The 14,393-nt window shown below is 35.5% G+C and carries 16 protein-coding genes and 2 other annotated features; of the genes, 11 read left to right on the top strand and 5 right to left on the bottom strand.

Annotated features, from left to right (window positions below):
• Window positions 1-175 precede the first annotated feature (175 nt).
• The 7 genes from ytxC to MKX37_RS22290 all read left to right on the top strand — a co-directional run bounded on the left by ytxC (window position 176) and on the right by MKX37_RS22290 (window position 6,975).
• The gene (gene ytxC, locus MKX37_RS22320) at window positions 176-1,057 is read left to right on the top strand and encodes a putative sporulation protein YtxC (RefSeq protein WP_002088921.1); all 882 of its coding nucleotides are present in this window, start codon (window positions 176-178) and stop codon (window positions 1,055-1,057) included.
• Window positions 1,058-1,088: 31 nt separating this feature from the next.
• Window positions 1,089-1,316, top strand: a binding site (T-box leader).
• A gap of 48 nt (window positions 1,317-1,364) precedes the next feature.
• The gene (gene thrS / locus MKX37_RS22315) at window positions 1,365-3,302 is read left to right on the top strand and encodes a threonine--tRNA ligase (protein ID WP_002034275.1); all 1,938 of its coding nucleotides are present in this window, start codon (window positions 1,365-1,367) and stop codon (window positions 3,300-3,302) included.
• Window positions 3,303-3,508: 206 nt separating this feature from the next.
• Window positions 3,509-3,629: a sequence feature (ribosomal protein L20 leader region), on the top strand.
• A gap of 63 nt (window positions 3,630-3,692) precedes the next feature.
• The gene (gene infC / locus MKX37_RS22310; protein ID WP_002015470.1) at window positions 3,693-4,196 is read left to right on the top strand and encodes a translation initiation factor IF-3; all 504 of its coding nucleotides are present in this window, start codon (window positions 3,693-3,695) and stop codon (window positions 4,194-4,196) included.
• A 21-nt stretch (window positions 4,197-4,217) separates the two neighbouring features.
• Window positions 4,218-4,418: a 50S ribosomal protein L35 gene (gene rpmI / locus MKX37_RS22305; protein WP_001125945.1), complete on the top strand. Its 201-nt coding sequence runs from the start codon at window positions 4,218-4,220 to the stop codon at window positions 4,416-4,418.
• Window positions 4,419-4,456: 38 nt separating this feature from the next.
• Window positions 4,457-4,813, top strand: a complete 357-nt coding sequence (rplT, locus tag MKX37_RS22300; protein ID WP_001138364.1) for a 50S ribosomal protein L20 — start codon at window positions 4,457-4,459, stop codon at window positions 4,811-4,813.
• Between the two features lie 515 nt (window positions 4,814-5,328).
• Window positions 5,329-5,820: a dUTP diphosphatase gene (locus MKX37_RS22295; RefSeq protein ID WP_002015469.1), complete on the top strand. Its 492-nt coding sequence runs from the start codon at window positions 5,329-5,331 to the stop codon at window positions 5,818-5,820.
• 69 nt (window positions 5,821-5,889) lie between these two features.
• Entirely contained in the window at window positions 5,890-6,975 is a 1,086-nt protein-coding gene (locus MKX37_RS22290) for a M42 family metallopeptidase (protein ID WP_002129347.1), read from the top strand.
• A 41-nt stretch (window positions 6,976-7,016) separates the two neighbouring features.
• On the opposite strand, the gene MKX37_RS22285 is transcribed toward MKX37_RS22290, so the two are convergent.
• Window positions 7,017-7,634, bottom strand: a complete 618-nt coding sequence (locus tag MKX37_RS22285; protein ID WP_002015467.1) for a TetR/AcrR family transcriptional regulator — start codon at window positions 7,632-7,634, stop codon at window positions 7,017-7,019.
• Window positions 7,635-7,929: 295 nt separating this feature from the next.
• On the opposite strand from MKX37_RS22285, the gene MKX37_RS22280 reads away from it, so the two are divergent.
• Complete coding sequence (locus MKX37_RS22280) at window positions 7,930-8,583, top strand: HlyD family secretion protein (protein ID WP_002129345.1); 654 nt, start codon at window positions 7,930-7,932, stop codon at window positions 8,581-8,583.
• 12 nt (window positions 8,584-8,595) lie between these two features.
• On the top strand, window positions 8,596-10,389 hold the full coding sequence (locus MKX37_RS22275) for a DHA2 family efflux MFS transporter permease subunit (protein WP_002129344.1): 1,794 nt from the start codon (window positions 8,596-8,598) through the stop codon (window positions 10,387-10,389).
• Window positions 10,390-10,410: 21 nt separating this feature from the next.
• Here the strand turns inward: MKX37_RS22275 and MKX37_RS22270 are convergent, their stop codons facing one another.
• Both MKX37_RS22270 and MKX37_RS22265 read right to left on the bottom strand, forming a co-directional pair.
• Window positions 10,411-10,773: a hypothetical protein gene (locus MKX37_RS22270; protein WP_002129343.1), complete on the bottom strand. Its 363-nt coding sequence runs from the start codon at window positions 10,771-10,773 to the stop codon at window positions 10,411-10,413.
• A gap of 13 nt (window positions 10,774-10,786) precedes the next feature.
• Entirely contained in the window at window positions 10,787-11,161 is a 375-nt protein-coding gene (locus MKX37_RS22265; RefSeq protein ID WP_078421842.1) for an ammonia permease, read from the bottom strand.
• A gap of 146 nt (window positions 11,162-11,307) precedes the next feature.
• Between MKX37_RS22265 and MKX37_RS22260 the strand changes: the two genes are divergently transcribed.
• Entirely contained in the window at window positions 11,308-11,850 is a 543-nt protein-coding gene (locus MKX37_RS22260; RefSeq protein WP_002129342.1) for a sigma-70 family RNA polymerase sigma factor, read from the top strand.
• A 21-nt stretch (window positions 11,851-11,871) separates the two neighbouring features.
• Window positions 11,872-12,900 carry a DUF4179 domain-containing protein gene (locus MKX37_RS22255; protein ID WP_016127522.1) on the top strand — a complete coding sequence of 343 codons (1,029 nt, stop codon included), beginning with the start codon at window positions 11,872-11,874 and terminating at the stop codon, window positions 12,898-12,900.
• A 26-nt stretch (window positions 12,901-12,926) separates the two neighbouring features.
• On the opposite strand, the gene MKX37_RS22250 is transcribed toward MKX37_RS22255, so the two are convergent.
• Window positions 12,927-13,640, bottom strand: a complete 714-nt coding sequence (locus MKX37_RS22250) for a CPBP family intramembrane glutamic endopeptidase (RefSeq protein ID WP_002167594.1) — start codon at window positions 13,638-13,640, stop codon at window positions 12,927-12,929.
• Window positions 13,641-13,779: 139 nt separating this feature from the next.
• Window positions 13,780-14,337, bottom strand: coding sequence for an HD domain-containing protein (locus MKX37_RS22245; protein WP_002129339.1), 558 nt, complete (start codon window positions 14,335-14,337; stop codon window positions 13,780-13,782).
• Window positions 14,338-14,393 lie beyond the last annotated feature (56 nt).

Genomic DNA, 14,393 nt, shown 5'->3' with positions numbered 1-14,393 from the left:
ATCATTTTTTTCTCCCTCCCTTAATATATATAAAATTAGCAAGCCATATCGAGTGGATGTTCTAACGATGGGAGATAGGTTTCTACTAAGAGTGAACTTCCATAGATCGGACTCTTATAGGATTTGTAACGTATAGATGCAATCCTTTAGAGCGGGGATAAAAGGGGGGACAAAAGTGATTGAAATTTGCTTCGAAGAAAAAAATGATGCTGTGTACGTATACAGACAACTAACGAAAAGAACAGAATCCTTATATAAGGAAACAAGTGTATATTTAAATGAACAAAAGGTTGTTATTCATATACCATTATGTGAATCAAATTATATTGAAAAGATTTTATTGCCAGTATTACTATATTTCATTATGAATGTGAAACAAAATGAATGGATTCATACCATTTTAAAGGAAAAGTTTTTTTATGAAGAACAAGAAGAGTGTCATCAAATATTGCATATGGCACATGAGATTTTAAAGGAAAGAAGAAAAGGAGTAGCTAGTGATTTAACACGTCAAAAATTTGAATCTTATATTGCGTCGTCTTTGAATGATTGGCTTTGTGATCCGCTCTCATTCTCGTTTTCATCATACGTTCGTTTTCGTCTTCGTACATATAGGGAAATGGTAACTAAGCTTGCTGAAGTTGCAATTGATGAGTATAAGATGGAGCAGGAATACCAAATATTCATTGAGACACTTCGCCAACAAGTAAGTAGCCGGAAGTCACGTTTGTCCTGTGTACATCTTATTTTTGATGAAAGTTTTATTTTCTATGATGATAAAGGTAGGCGTTTAAAACAGGAGAAATTGGTTCAATATATAGATGAAGAATTATTAAAGAAACAGGATGTATATATCGATACGAAAGTAATTGCACCACTTCTTTCTATTTCGCCGAAAAAGATTTATTTATATACGAAAGAACAAGATCATAATATGATTATTACTTTGCGAAATGTATTTCAGGAACGAGTGCAACTACATGGATTACATGAATTTGAGCGCAATGTGAAAAATTTAAAAAATAAAGGTAACGCCCTTGATTTTCTAAGTTTTTGAGCATATAATTACCTACATAAATGAAATATATTGAAATGTCATGATGAGGACATGGGTAGTTTTCTACGATTTTCAGAGAGGGAAGCCTTAGGGTGTGAGCTTCCTAGTACGGGATAATTACTTACCACCTCTAAACTTTAGCAGTGAACGTTTTTCTAGTAATTGCTAACGGACAACACCGTTATGTTGAACTTGAGCAATTAACAATAAGGTTAATTGGAACAAGGGTGGAACCACGAATTCAACACTCGTCCCTTTTTATGGGATGAGTGTTTTTTATTTTGAAAAAAAAGAGGAGTGACCAGTGATGGCAGATGTAGTTAAAATTACTTTCCCTGATGGAGCTGTGAAGGAGTTTCCAAAAGGAGTAACAACTGAAGAAATCGCAGCTTCTATTAGCCCAGGCTTAAAGAAAAAAGCTGTGGCTGGAAAATTAAACGATGAGATGATCGATCTTGTTACACCAATCGAAGAAGATGGTGCAGTTTCTATTATTACATTAGATTCTGAAGATGGCTTATATATTTTACGCCACTCAACAGCTCACCTTTTAGCACAAGCGTTAAAACGTTTATATAAAGATGTTAAGCTTGAGCTTGGCATTGGTCCAGTAATCGAAAATGGCTTCTACTACGATATTGATATGGAAGAAGCAATTACAGTTGAAGACTTCAAAAAAATCGAAAAAGAAATGCAAAAAATCGTGAACGAAAACTTAGAAATCGTTCGTCATGAAGTGCCACGTGCAGAAGCACTTCGTCGCTTTGAAGAAATCGGCGATGAGTTAAAATTAGATTTAATTAACGATCTTCCAGAAGATGCAGTTATTTCAATCTATGAGCAAGGCGAATTCTTCGACCTTTGCCGTGGTGTTCACCTTCCATCTACAGGGAAGATTAAAGTGTTTAAATTATTAAGTGTTGCTGGTGCTTACTGGCGCGGCGATAGCAATAATAAAATGTTACAACGTATTTACGGTACTGGATTCGTTAAGAAAGCAGAATTAGATGAGCACTTACGTATGCTTGAAGAAGCGAAAGAGCGCGATCACCGTAAATTAGGTAAAGAGTTAAAACTATTTACTAATAGCCAAAAAGTAGGACAAGGTTTACCACTTTGGTTACCAAAAGGTGCAACAATTCGCCGTATTATCGAGCGTTACATCGTTGATAAAGAAGCAAGCTTAGGCTATGATCACGTATACACTCCAGTATTAGGAAGTAGAGAGCTTTATGAAACTTCTGGTCACTGGAACCATTACCGTGATGGCATGTTCCCATCAATGGAAATGGATAATGAAGAGTTAGTTCTTCGTCCAATGAACTGCCCTCACCATATGATGGTTTATAAAAATGATATTCACAGCTACCGTGAATTACCAATCCGTATTGCGGAACTTGGAACAATGCACCGCTATGAAATGTCTGGAGCATTATCTGGATTACAACGTGTACGCGGAATGACTTTAAATGATGCGCACATTTTCGTTCGTCCAGATCAAATTAAAGAAGAATTAAAACGTGTTGTAAACTTAACGTTAGAAGTGTACAAAGATTTCGGTTTAGAAAACTATTCATTCCGTCTATCTTATCGTGACCCAGCAGATACTAAAAAGTATTATGCTGATGATGAGATGTGGGAAAAAGCACAAGGTATGTTAAAAGAAGCTATGGATGAAATGGGTCTTGATTACTATGAAGCTGAAGGTGAAGCGGCATTCTATGGTCCGAAACTTGACGTTCAAGTTCGTACTGCTCTTGGAAAAGACGAAACACTTTCAACTGTACAATTAGACTTCTTACTTCCAGAACGCTTTGAATTAACTTACGTTGGTGAAGACGGTAAACAACATCGTCCAGTTGTAATTCACCGTGGTGTTGTATCAACTATGGAACGTTTCGTAGCCTTCTTAATTGAAGAATACAAAGGTGCATTCCCAACTTGGTTAGCTCCAGTTCAGGCGCAAGTAATTCCAGTTTCTCCGCAAGTACATTTAGACTATGCGAAGAAAGTACAAGATGAATTACGACGTGCTGGTATCCGTGTTGAATTAGACACTCGTGAAGAGAAAATTGGTTACAAAATCCGTGAAGCACAAATGCAAAAGATTCCGTACATGCTTGTAGTAGGTGACAATGAAGTTACTGAAAATGGCGTTAACGTACGTAAATATGGTGAACAAAAATCAGAAACAATCGCATTAGATGCGTTTGTTGACATGATTAAGGTAGAAGGAAAACGATAAGAAAGAGCCGCGGTATACCGCGGCTTTTTTATGTATTATAAAAAAGAAAATCTAGAAAAAATAACCAAACAATACTTATCATAAAAAAGTATTGCAAGTATGCTGGTTGTTTGTTACAATATTTCTTGTTGTTAGTAAAACACATCGCGTCTTCTTGACAGACGTCATGTCCTATGATAAACTCATCAAGGATAATAGAATATGGTTTTGACAAGTAGAAGCACCCGCTTCTCACCTGATGGACGCATTCGCAGTTAGCAGGTAAATGTATTTCTTACTAAAGATATTACAAGTGTGGGTGCCGTGTGCCCGCACTTTTTTTGTTCGGGTTCTACAATTGCAAAACGTATTCTAAGAAAACCTTGGAGGTGGCTTACTATTAGCAAGGATATGATGATTAACGAGCAAATTCGTGCACGTGAAGTACGCTTAGTTGGCGCAAACGGCGATCAACTTGGAATCAAGTCTCGTAATGACGCTTTAGACTTAGCTGCAGGTCTTAATCTTGATTTAGTATTGGTTGCTCCAAATGCGAAACCACCAGTATGCCGCATTATGGACTACGGTAAATTCCGCTTTGAGCAACAGAAGAAAGAAAAAGAACAGCGCAAAAATCAAAAAGTAATTAGCATGAAAGAAGTTCGTTTAAGTCCAACAATTGATGAACATGACTTTAACACAAAACTTCGTAATGCTGTCAAGTTTTTAGAGAAAGGCGACAAGGTTAAAGCGTCAATTCGCTTTAAAGGACGTGCCATTACTCATAAAGAAATCGGTCAACGTGTTTTAGATCGCTTCTCAGAAGCTTGTGCTGAAGTTAGTACAATTGAATCTAAGCCTAAAATGGAAGGACGTAGTATGTTCTTAGTTTTAGCACCGAAAAACGATAAGTAATAGATAGAGGAGGAAATACCTATGCCTAAACAAAAAACTCATCGCGGCGCTGCAAAGCGTTTCAAAAAGACTGGATCTGGTAAACTGAAGCGTTCTCACGCTTACACAAGCCATTTATTCGCTAACAAATCTACAAAAGCTAAACGTAAACTACGTAAAGCTGGTGTAGTTAGCGCTGGTGACTTCAAACGCATTCGTCAAATGCTTGACAACTTAAAATAAGTTCGGCTGATATATAGAACAAACTAGGAGGTAATATTATGCCAAGAGTAAAAGGTGGTACAGTTACTCGTCAACGTCGTAAAAAAGTTATAAAATTAGCAAAAGGTTACTACGGTTCTAAGAGTACATTATTTAAGGTTGCTAACCAGCAGGTTATGAAATCTCTAATGTATGCATTCCGTGACCGTCGTCAAAAGAAACGTGACTTCCGTAAATTATGGATTACACGTATCAACGCAGCAGCTCGTATGAATGGTCTTTCTTACAGCCGCTTAATGCACGGTTTAAAAAATGCTGGCATCGAAGTTAACCGCAAGATGCTTGCTGACTTAGCTGTTCATGACGAAAAAGCTTTCGCTGAATTAGCAACAGTTGCAAAAAACAACATTAACTAATTGTTTAAAACCTTAGAAGATTTTCTTCTAAGGTTTTTTTGTTTGCATTTATTGTAAAATCCTCCACTTATTATCGTTATTTCTTGCTCAAGTATATTAAGATGTGCTTGTAAGAATTTTTGTAACGATAACGAGGAGACTTTTACATGAAAGTAGGAAAGATTAACGGATGTGTCGTTATCGATATGACAAAATCAATATAAAAGCTATAGCGATATAAAAGAATATATATATAAAGTCAGGAGAATCCTCCTGACTTTTTTTATTTGAACTCATTCGTGAGAAGTGCATCTTTCCTAGCAGAAACGACACTGCTATAATGGAAAGATGATATGGAACTTTCATCAAGTGAACAATATATGAGTGATGATTGAAACGTATTTGCAAATTAAGGACAAGCTATCTTTATAAAGATGTAGGTAGCTGACTTGTTAATAAGAAACGAAAAATAATAATGAACTTTGAGATGAAACAACATTGTTGCGGAAAATGCGATGTTGGAGGAGGACAATAGAATGGACTTACTACAACTATTTAAATTACAAAAAGAATTAGATGACCGTATTGTGAAAGAACATGACTTACAACCGAAAAAATTGTTAAAAGAAAAAATGTTAGCTCTTCTTGTAGAAATTGGAGAACTTGCAAATGAAACACGTTGTTTTAAATATTGGAGCAATAAACCAGCTTCAGAACGTGAAGTAATATTAGAAGAATACGTAGATGGTTTACATTTTATTTTATCAATCGGAATCGATTTAGGAATTGATAAAAACTTCTTATTCTATAAATGTGCGCAAACGAATAAAACACAAGTGGAAATTTTCTTAGACACATATGCGAAAGTAATTCGTTTTACAGATCAACCTTCTATTACGAACTATATTGAACTATTTACAAGCTATCTTCGCCTTGGACAAGCGCTTGAATTTGAACAAGATGAAATTGAAAAAGCATATTTAGATAAAAATGAAGTAAATCATCAGCGTCAAACACAAGGATACTAATTTAATTTTTGAATATTTCAATTTCCTTTTGTATAATAAAGTGACTGAAGAAAAAGGAGGGTGTTGGCAATGATAAAATTAGACGATACATTGACAATGCTAAAAGAATTAACAGACGCACGCGGTATTGCGGGTAACGAGCGCGAACCACGTGAAGTAATGAAGAAATATATTGAGCCGTTTGCAGATGAACTTTCTACTGACAATTTAGGAAGTTTAGTTGCGAAAAAAGTTGGGGAAGAAAACGGCCCGAAAATTATGGTTGCAGGTCATTTAGATGAAGTCGGCTTTATGATTACGCAAATTGATGACAAAGGCTTCCTTCGTTTCCAAACGGTGGGTGGCTGGTGGTCGCAAGTTATGCTTGCACAGCGCGTAACGATTGTAACGCGTAAAGGAGATGTAACAGGTGTAATTGGTTCAAAACCACCGCACATTTTACCTCCAGAAGCTCGTAAAAAGCCAGTTGAAATTAAAGACATGTTCATCGATATTGGTGCTTCTAGCCAAGAAGAAGCGATGGAGTGGGGCATACGACCAGGAGATCAAGTTGTACCGTACTTCGAATTCCAAGTGATGAAGAATGAAAAGATGTTACTTGCAAAAGCATGGGATAACCGAATTGGTTGTGCAATTGCAATTGACGTATTAAAACAATTAAAAGATGAAAAGCATCCAAACGTTGTATACGGCGTTGGTACTGTACAAGAAGAAGTTGGTCTTCGTGGTGCGAAAACATCTGCAAACTATATTAAGCCCGATATCGCATTCGCAGTAGATGTAGGTATTGCTGGGGATACACCAGGTGTAACGGCAAAAGAAGCGCAAAGTAAAATGGGCGATGGACCGCAGATCATTTTATATGATGCTTCTGTTATTGGTCATACAGGTTTACGTGATTTCGTAGTTGATGTTGCTGATGAATTACAAATTCCATACCAATATGATTCTGTAGCGGGCGGGGGAACGGATGCAGGAGCAATTCACATTTCTGTAAACGGTATTCCGTCTATGGCAATTACGATTGCGACACGCTACATTCATTCTCATGCAGCGATGTTACATCGTGATGATTATGAAAACGCAGTGAAGTTAATTGTAGAAGTTATTAAACGTCTTGATAAAGAGGCTGTACATAACATTACATTTAATTAATAGAAAAAAGCGAAGGATAACCTCCTTCGCTTTTTTCATTTTTAAAACGGTCTTTCTAATCCTGCTGCAGTATGAGCTCCTAAAATAATTAAGCGAGTTAATTGCATTGCCATGAAATGTGGGGTATAAATCATGCCTCTTTTTAACCATGACATAATCATTCCGATATGAGCGCCTGTAACATAACTAATAAGAATATCACGAGGGACCATAAGGTCTTCATCATCTGGCTGGGAAATAGATAGGCTTAATGTTAAATGTGTTTGAATTGTTTTCATCATTTTATAAGAATAGTTTCCAGCTGCCTTATCGCCGAGCATAACGTTATAGAAATTAGTATTGTCTGCGATATGCTCAAACAAAGCTAAAAAAGTTGGATGCGGTGAATCAAAAGTGAGCTGAAAATCTTCTTTATTTCGATTTTGTGGTTTAATTACTGCAGCTAGTTTTTCTAACATTTCTTCTATGCTTTTTTCTAATAAATCATATTTATCATGGTAATGGCTATAAAATGTAGCACGATTTACAGGAGCGCGTTCCGCGATATGTTGCACAGTTACATTTTCGAAGCCCTTTTCGCCTACTAAAGCGACAAAAGCATCCTGTATGAGTTGTCTCGTTCGTTTTACACGTGGATCATTTGTATTTTTAATAGACATTTTTACTTCACCTCGTTTAATTTTTTAACCTTAAACAACACATGTATAGTGTAATGTTGTTTAAACAACATATAGGTTTAAATTGTTGGTTGTAGATTCGGGATAATTATTTATAATTATAAACGATAGTCCTTTAGAAATCAGCACCGCTAGGATGCAGACAAAACATAGTTTGCGTCGTAAAAGGTGTGCTTTTTTTGTTTAAAGGTTAATATAATTAACAATTAAACAATATAAACACTAAGGATATAAATAGTTTAGAAAAAATTATATGCGATATAAGGAGAGGAATGCAATGAATCAGTTTCGAAGAATGGTAATTATCAACATTATCACATTAATTGTATTAGTTGGCGGCGGTATTGGCGGTTATTACTATTACAATCAAACAGAAAACTATTTAAAAACAGAAAATGCAAAGATTGACGGGAAAGTAATCCCAATTGCATCACCAGCAGCAGGTAAATTAACAGACTGGAAAGCTGAAGTAGGAAAAAACTACAATGAGAACGATAAATTAGGTGCGGTTACTGTAGCAGGAGCAAATGGTGAGCAAACAGTAGATGTAACAATTCCACAAAATGCAACAGTTGTACAATCAAACGCAACAACTAATGCGTTCGTTGGGGCAGGTAGCCCAATTGCTTATGCATTTGATATGAACAATTTATGGGTAACAGCAAATATTGAAGAAACAAATATTGATGATGTTCAAAAAGGCCAAACAGTAGATGTGTATGTAGATGCATACCCAGATACAACGTTAACAGGAAAAGTAGAACAAGTTGGATTAACAACGGCGAATACATTCTCGATGTTACCATCAAGTAACTCAACAGCGAACTATACGAAAGTAAAGCAAGTTGTACCAGTTAAAATTTCTTTAGATCATAGTAAATCAGTAAATATTGTTCCTGGAATGAATGTGTCAGTTCGTATTCATAAGTAAGGGGGAGATGAGATGTCCTCAATTGCAATTGTAGGATATGCACTATTTTGTATAATCGTCTTCTTCCTTATAAATCGTCTTTTACGAAAGAAAAAAACGAATGTGGGAGAAGAACAAGTCCCAGCCGTAAGTAAGATAGAAGTAAGTCAAGCAGAAACAGTAGAGAAAGAACTTGAACAAAAACAAGAAACAGAAGCTTCTAACGTAGTGGAATTAGAAACAGGGAAGCAAGAGCAAGTAAAACAGGAAAAAGAAATGCTGAAGAGACAATTGCCGGTAGAGAATGTGAATGTAAAGGCAGTTGTAGCTGTACTAATTCTCGGTATGTTCGTTTCTATTTTAAACCAAACGATCATTAATGTTGCATTGCCTCCATTAATGAACGAATTTAACGTATCAACTTCAACAGCACAATGGTTAATTACAGGCTTCATGCTTGTAAATGGAATTTTAGTACCAATCAGTGCATTTTTAGTTTCACGATTTACGTATCGTAAATTATTCATAGCAGCAATGTTATTCTTCACTGTAGGATCTATCATTTGTGCTACATCAGGAAACTTTACAATGATGATGACGGGCCGCGTTATTCAAGCGGTTGGTGCGGGTATTTTAATGCCAGTTGGTATGAATATCTTCATGACATTATTCCCGCCTAATAAACGCGGAGCAGCTATGGGGTTACTTGGGGTAGCGATGATTTTAGCACCAGCTATCGGACCAACTGTAACAGGTTGGGTAATTGAAAACTATAGCTGGAACTTAATGTTCTATGGGATGTTTGTTATCGGTTTAATTATTACGTTCTTATCTTTTAAATTCTTTACACTAGCTCAGCCAGTGTCTAAAACAAAGTTAGATGTATTCGGTGTTATTAGTTCAAGTATTGGACTAGGTAGCTTACTGTACGGATTTAGTGAAGCTGGAAATAATGGCTGGACTAGTGCAGAAGTTGTTATAACACTTATCATCGGTGTCATTGGTTTAGCTGTATTTATTTGGAGAGAGTTAACAACAGACAATAAAATGCTTGATTTACAAGTGTTTAAATATCCGACGTTCACTTTCACATTAGTAATTAACGCGATTGTAACGATGGCCTTATTCGGAGGTATGTTATTACTTCCAGTATACTTGCAAAACATTCGCGGTTTTACACCGATGGAATCTGGTTTATTATTACTTCCAGGATCATTAATTATGGGGATCATGGGACCAGTTGCAGGTAAACTATTTGATAAGTATGGTATTCGTCCGTTAGCAATTGTCGGATTAGCCATTACAACATTTGCGACATATAAATTTACAACGTTATCGATGGATACACCGTATAGCGTTATTATGACGGATTATATTATACGCTCAATTGGTATGTCATTCATTATGATGCCAATTATGACAGCTGGTATGAATGCACTGCCGATGAAATTAATTTCTCACGGTACAGCAACGCAAAATACGTCAAGACAAGTAGCTGGTTCAATTGGAACAGCGATATTAATCACGCTTATGACGCAACAAACTACTGCTCACGTAGCGGATTACGGCAATATGTTAACAACGTCAAACCCGATTTTAGTTGATAAAGTACACGGTATGGGCCAAAGCTTAGCGGCATTAGCCGGATCAGCTCAAGCAGGAGATGCGATGAGTACACAACTATTATTCGGACAAATTTCAAAGCTATCTGCAATTAACGGTATTAACGATGCCTTCTTAATTGCAACAATATTAGCCGGTATTGCTTGGGTGTTATCGTTCTTCTTACCATCAGGCAATAAACCAAATAGAAAAGCAGGGAATTAATTTCCCTGCTTTTTTGTCTTTTTAAAGAGTGAGATATAAAAAATGATAACCAGCTACGGAGCACAGCCCTGTTATAAACAAAATTGTTCCCATAGCACGAATGCTGGATATTTGTCTTCCACTTATAATAGCTAATAGTCCAGCTAAAGAGAAGAAACACCAATATAAAGTTCCTGAAATTGGAACCATCCCCTCTAAATCTATTCCAAAACCTATACAAATGATAGGAACAACGATAAGCGATATGCTAATCAAACCAGCTATAACGATAAATGATTTTCGATATTTCATTCCGGCAGCAATTAAAAAAATGCCAACGATGCCTTCACATAATAACAAAATAGGGGCTAAGATAAGCCAAATAAATAAGTTGGTAGATTCCATATGTAATAACCCCTTAACGAATAAAAGATGAATCAGGCATGGACATGAGTTGATAGCAAATAGCTGCAAACAGTCCTATTGAGAAAATAATGAATCCCATGCTGCGTATACTCTTAATTTTTGAACGTACCCCATTCAATCCTGCTAATAAACCAGCTAGAGAGAAAAGTATCCAATATAGGACAGGTGGAATGTGGAGAACGGTCTCTCCATTGATCCCTTTGTTCAAAAAAATAAAAGGCATTATAACGAATGAAAAGCAAATAATCCCCATTAAGATAACAAGTAATTTCCGATATTTAATTCCTGTTACCATTAAAAAAATACCACCAGCAATCCCGCATAGTAAGAGAAGTGGCGTAAAAAGTATCCAAATAATACTGAACATATGTAAACTCCTTTAAGTGAATTAAGTTATATTTTACTACATGAGGTTTATTTTGGATATTATTAATAAATATGTATAAATTGATAGAAATGAGAAGCAACGATACGAATTAATAGATGTAGAGAACGTTAGAGAGGAGGGGACATATGAAAATTAAAGAAGAGAACGTTGCAATGCAACTACGGAAAAGGAACGAAAAAGCATTATATTTTATTATCGACCGGTACGGCGGACTTATAAAAAGTATTATTCAGAAGCATTTAGCCTCTTTTCAAGATGTACAAGAGGAATGCATGGATGATGTGTTATTGGCAATTTGGAATCATATTGAAAAGTATGATGAGGAGAAAAATACTTTAAAAAATTGGATTGCAGCTATTACAAAATATAAATCTATCGATTATGCGAGGAAATATGCGAAGACAGTAAATGAAAAAGGATTAGATCAAATAGGTGAAATAGCGGTACATACCGATACTACTAAAAATGAAATTAGTAATGATATGGAACATATATTAGATCATTTAAAGAAGAACGATAAAGAAATCTTTATGAAGCATTACGTTGAAGAAGACAGTGTAGAAGAGATTGCAGAGAAAATGGGGATGAAAACTTCTTTTATATACAATCGTCTGTCGAGAGGCCGGAAGAAGCTAAGGGCATTATTTTTACATAATCGAATGAAGTAAATAAGAAAAGGGGTGAAGGAAATGAAAGATCCGTATGAAATGTTAAATGATCTAAAAATTGATGAAAATGAATATAAAGAAGTTAACTTAACTCATATAGAGAAAAAGAAAATACAAAAGCGAATTAGCAAAAAGATAAGAAAGAACAAAGGTCATACGAAACGTAATATAGCTATTGTAACATCGGCTGCGGCATTATTTATTATGATGATGACTGTAGATATGAGAAGGATGATTGCGGATATACCGTTAATCGGAAGTAAAATGGAAGACTACGTAAACAGTAGAGGGGAACCTTTAAAAGAATATAAAACGACAATAGGACAAACAGTTTATGATAACGGTGTAGAAGTAAGGTTAGATGAAGTGATGATAGATGAAGGGCAGATTATTGTTAATAGTACGTTTAAGTCTAACAGTGTTAATCTGGGAGATATTTTTTTACCGTACCCAGATGTTTATATAAATGGAAAAGAGTTAAATGGTAGTGGTGGTGGAGGTAAACAAAGAGTAAATGATTATACATACACATTTTTTACTACTACAAATTTGAAAGATTCACAAATGAAGCCAATGGAATTGGATGGGGAACTAGATATACAAATTATATATAGAAGACTTATGCCGTTAAAAGATAAAACCTCAATAAAAGGAGAATGGGGCTTTTCCTTCAAAGCATCTGGAGACAAATTAAAAGCTGAAACGAAAACAATCCCAATCCATAAACATTTTAAATTAGAAAATGGTCAAAAAATAGAAGTGGAAGATTTAAAAGTTTCTCCTATATCTACGAAGTTGAATTATAAAATGTTGAATGGAACGAAATTAGAGGTGAAATTTATCGCGAAAGATCAAGATGGAAACGAGTTAATACCCGACTCAGGTCTTACATTATCGAAAAATAGTTATTGGCGATTTGAAAAACTAGAAGATAGTGTAACGAAAATTATTCTGACGCCTGTTCTAACTTCTGGTGAAGAGGGAGAAAAGAAAACGAATTACCGAAAAGTGTTAACGGAAGAAGAGTTTGAAGTTGTGATAAAAGAGTGAAAGAGGTATCGCGATGATACCTCTTTTTAACTCAAGAATGCCAACATATTATTCATAATATGAAATAACATAGCTGGAATAATGGATTTTGTTTTTTTACATAAAATAGCCATTAATAATCCCATGAAGAAAGTAATTACCATTACTCCAAGTGAGTATGTATGAGCGATACCGAAGAAGAAGCTTGTTATGATGGCTGCAATCCAAAATGGAAAGCGCTCTGAGAAGAAGCGAAGTATAAAGCCACGGAAAATAAGTTCTTCAAAAATTGGTGTGAGTATGGCGAAGCCGAGAAGTAATAATATTTGATACTGCTTAAAAACGTCTAAGTTTAGTGCGGAAGATTGCTGCTTTGTTGCGTCTTGGAACACATAATTTAACAAGATGTAATTGAGTATAATGTTTATAGCGAAGAAAAGAAGTAAGTATACGTATGTACGCCATTCTTTAAGTACTTTAAAGTTAAAAGATTTTAGTAGTAATTTTTTTGCGGGTTCGAATTTGAAAATAAAGAATAACAACACGGCTAGTTGTAATACGATACTTGCAGTATTTGCAATAGATTCATACAGGGCAATTTGTTTTTTATCTGTAAGACCGGCTGTATAAATTGTTAAGGGCATTGCGAGGAACACAGTAATAAGTCCGGTTCCGAAAAAAGCGAATAAAACGGAGCTAATAAATTGTCCCCATGACATAGAGTATTTCTGTTCATTAGAGAGTTGTGTAGCGGGTTGCATTTGTAAAACCACCTCTTTATATTTGTATATTTAATTATAAAGTATTTTACTTTTGAGTGTAACATTTAAATATTACATACAAAGGTGTATTTTTCGCAAAATAATAAAAGAGGTATCACCCTATAGTGATGCCTCTTTCTCATTGATAACTATGTTCTGCCTTGTCATTCAATTTCTTTTGCTCTATTTGTAATTCACGCTCTACCAATCGGTCTAATTGCTGAATTGCTTTCAATGCTTTTTCATAAGAAATCGTTCTATAATGGTGCGCTCCGCCCGGTTCTTCATCTGCTTCGTCTGCCCATTTAATAATGTTTTGAAGAGATGTTCTTTCAATTTCTTGCTGTACTAAGAAAGAATCTGTATGAAGAAGAATCGCAATAGAAATTTCTTTTGCTAGTTTAGGATGTTCTCCTAATCTAATAAGCAATTTATGAGATCTTTCTGCCCCTTTAATCGCATGTATATCATTCTTTTTATACAAGTCATAGTCCCATTCGCCGCCTGTGTACCACGTATGATGCCCGATATCATGAAGGAAGCCAGCCTTTGTCGCAGCATCGACTGAGGCGTGATGCTTTTTGGCTAAGTGAAACGCATGGTAAGCGACAGCAATCGCGTGGACCATTCCAGAACGGTTTACATATTTTTGCGTAATGTGATGTTTAAAAATTTGTTCAAGCGTAATACGGTGCATAAAACATTCACTCCTTTTATCCAATGATGTATATGAAGAAAAATCGATCGGTTTAA

The organism is Bacillus sp. FSL R5-0709, from assembly GCF_038004785.1.
Classification (GTDB): domain Bacteria; phylum Bacillota; class Bacilli; order Bacillales; family Bacillaceae_G; genus Bacillus_A; species Bacillus_A mycoides.
Note: the sequence above shows the minus strand (reverse complement) of the source record. Positions and strands in the feature narration are given on the sequence as shown.

Bases quoted from the DNA above. Each gene is read 5' to 3' on its own strand.
- rpmI (WP_001125945.1), top strand. From the start codon at position 4,218: ATGCCTAAACAAAAAACTCATCGCGGCGCTGCAAAGCGTTTCAAAAAG.
- infC (WP_002015470.1), top strand. From the start codon at position 3,693: ATGATGATTAACGAGCAAATTCGTGCACGTGAAGTACGCTTAGTTGGC.
- MKX37_RS22290 (WP_002129347.1), top strand. From the start codon at position 5,890: ATGATAAAATTAGACGATACATTGACAATGCTAAAAGAATTAACAGAC.
- MKX37_RS22245 (WP_002129339.1), bottom strand. From the start codon at position 14,337: ATGCACCGTATTACGCTTGAACAAATTTTTAAACATCACATTACGCAA.
- MKX37_RS22260 (WP_002129342.1), top strand. From the start codon at position 11,308: ATGAAAATTAAAGAAGAGAACGTTGCAATGCAACTACGGAAAAGGAAC.
- MKX37_RS22255 (WP_016127522.1), top strand. From the start codon at position 11,872: ATGAAAGATCCGTATGAAATGTTAAATGATCTAAAAATTGATGAAAAT.
- MKX37_RS22270 (WP_002129343.1), bottom strand. From the start codon at position 10,773: ATGGAATCTACCAACTTATTTATTTGGCTTATCTTAGCCCCTATTTTG.
- MKX37_RS22275 (WP_002129344.1), top strand. From the start codon at position 8,596: ATGTCCTCAATTGCAATTGTAGGATATGCACTATTTTGTATAATCGTC.
- thrS (WP_002034275.1), top strand. From the start codon at position 1,365: ATGGCAGATGTAGTTAAAATTACTTTCCCTGATGGAGCTGTGAAGGAG.
- MKX37_RS22250 (WP_002167594.1), bottom strand. From the start codon at position 13,640: ATGCAACCCGCTACACAACTCTCTAATGAACAGAAATACTCTATGTCA.
- MKX37_RS22265 (WP_078421842.1), bottom strand. From the start codon at position 11,161: ATGTTCAGTATTATTTGGATACTTTTTACGCCACTTCTCTTACTATGC.
- MKX37_RS22285 (WP_002015467.1), bottom strand. From the start codon at position 7,634: ATGTCTATTAAAAATACAAATGATCCACGTGTAAAACGAACGAGACAA.
- rplT (WP_001138364.1), top strand. From the start codon at position 4,457: ATGCCAAGAGTAAAAGGTGGTACAGTTACTCGTCAACGTCGTAAAAAA.
- MKX37_RS22280 (WP_002129345.1), top strand. From the start codon at position 7,930: ATGAATCAGTTTCGAAGAATGGTAATTATCAACATTATCACATTAATT.
- MKX37_RS22295 (WP_002015469.1), top strand. From the start codon at position 5,329: ATGGACTTACTACAACTATTTAAATTACAAAAAGAATTAGATGACCGT.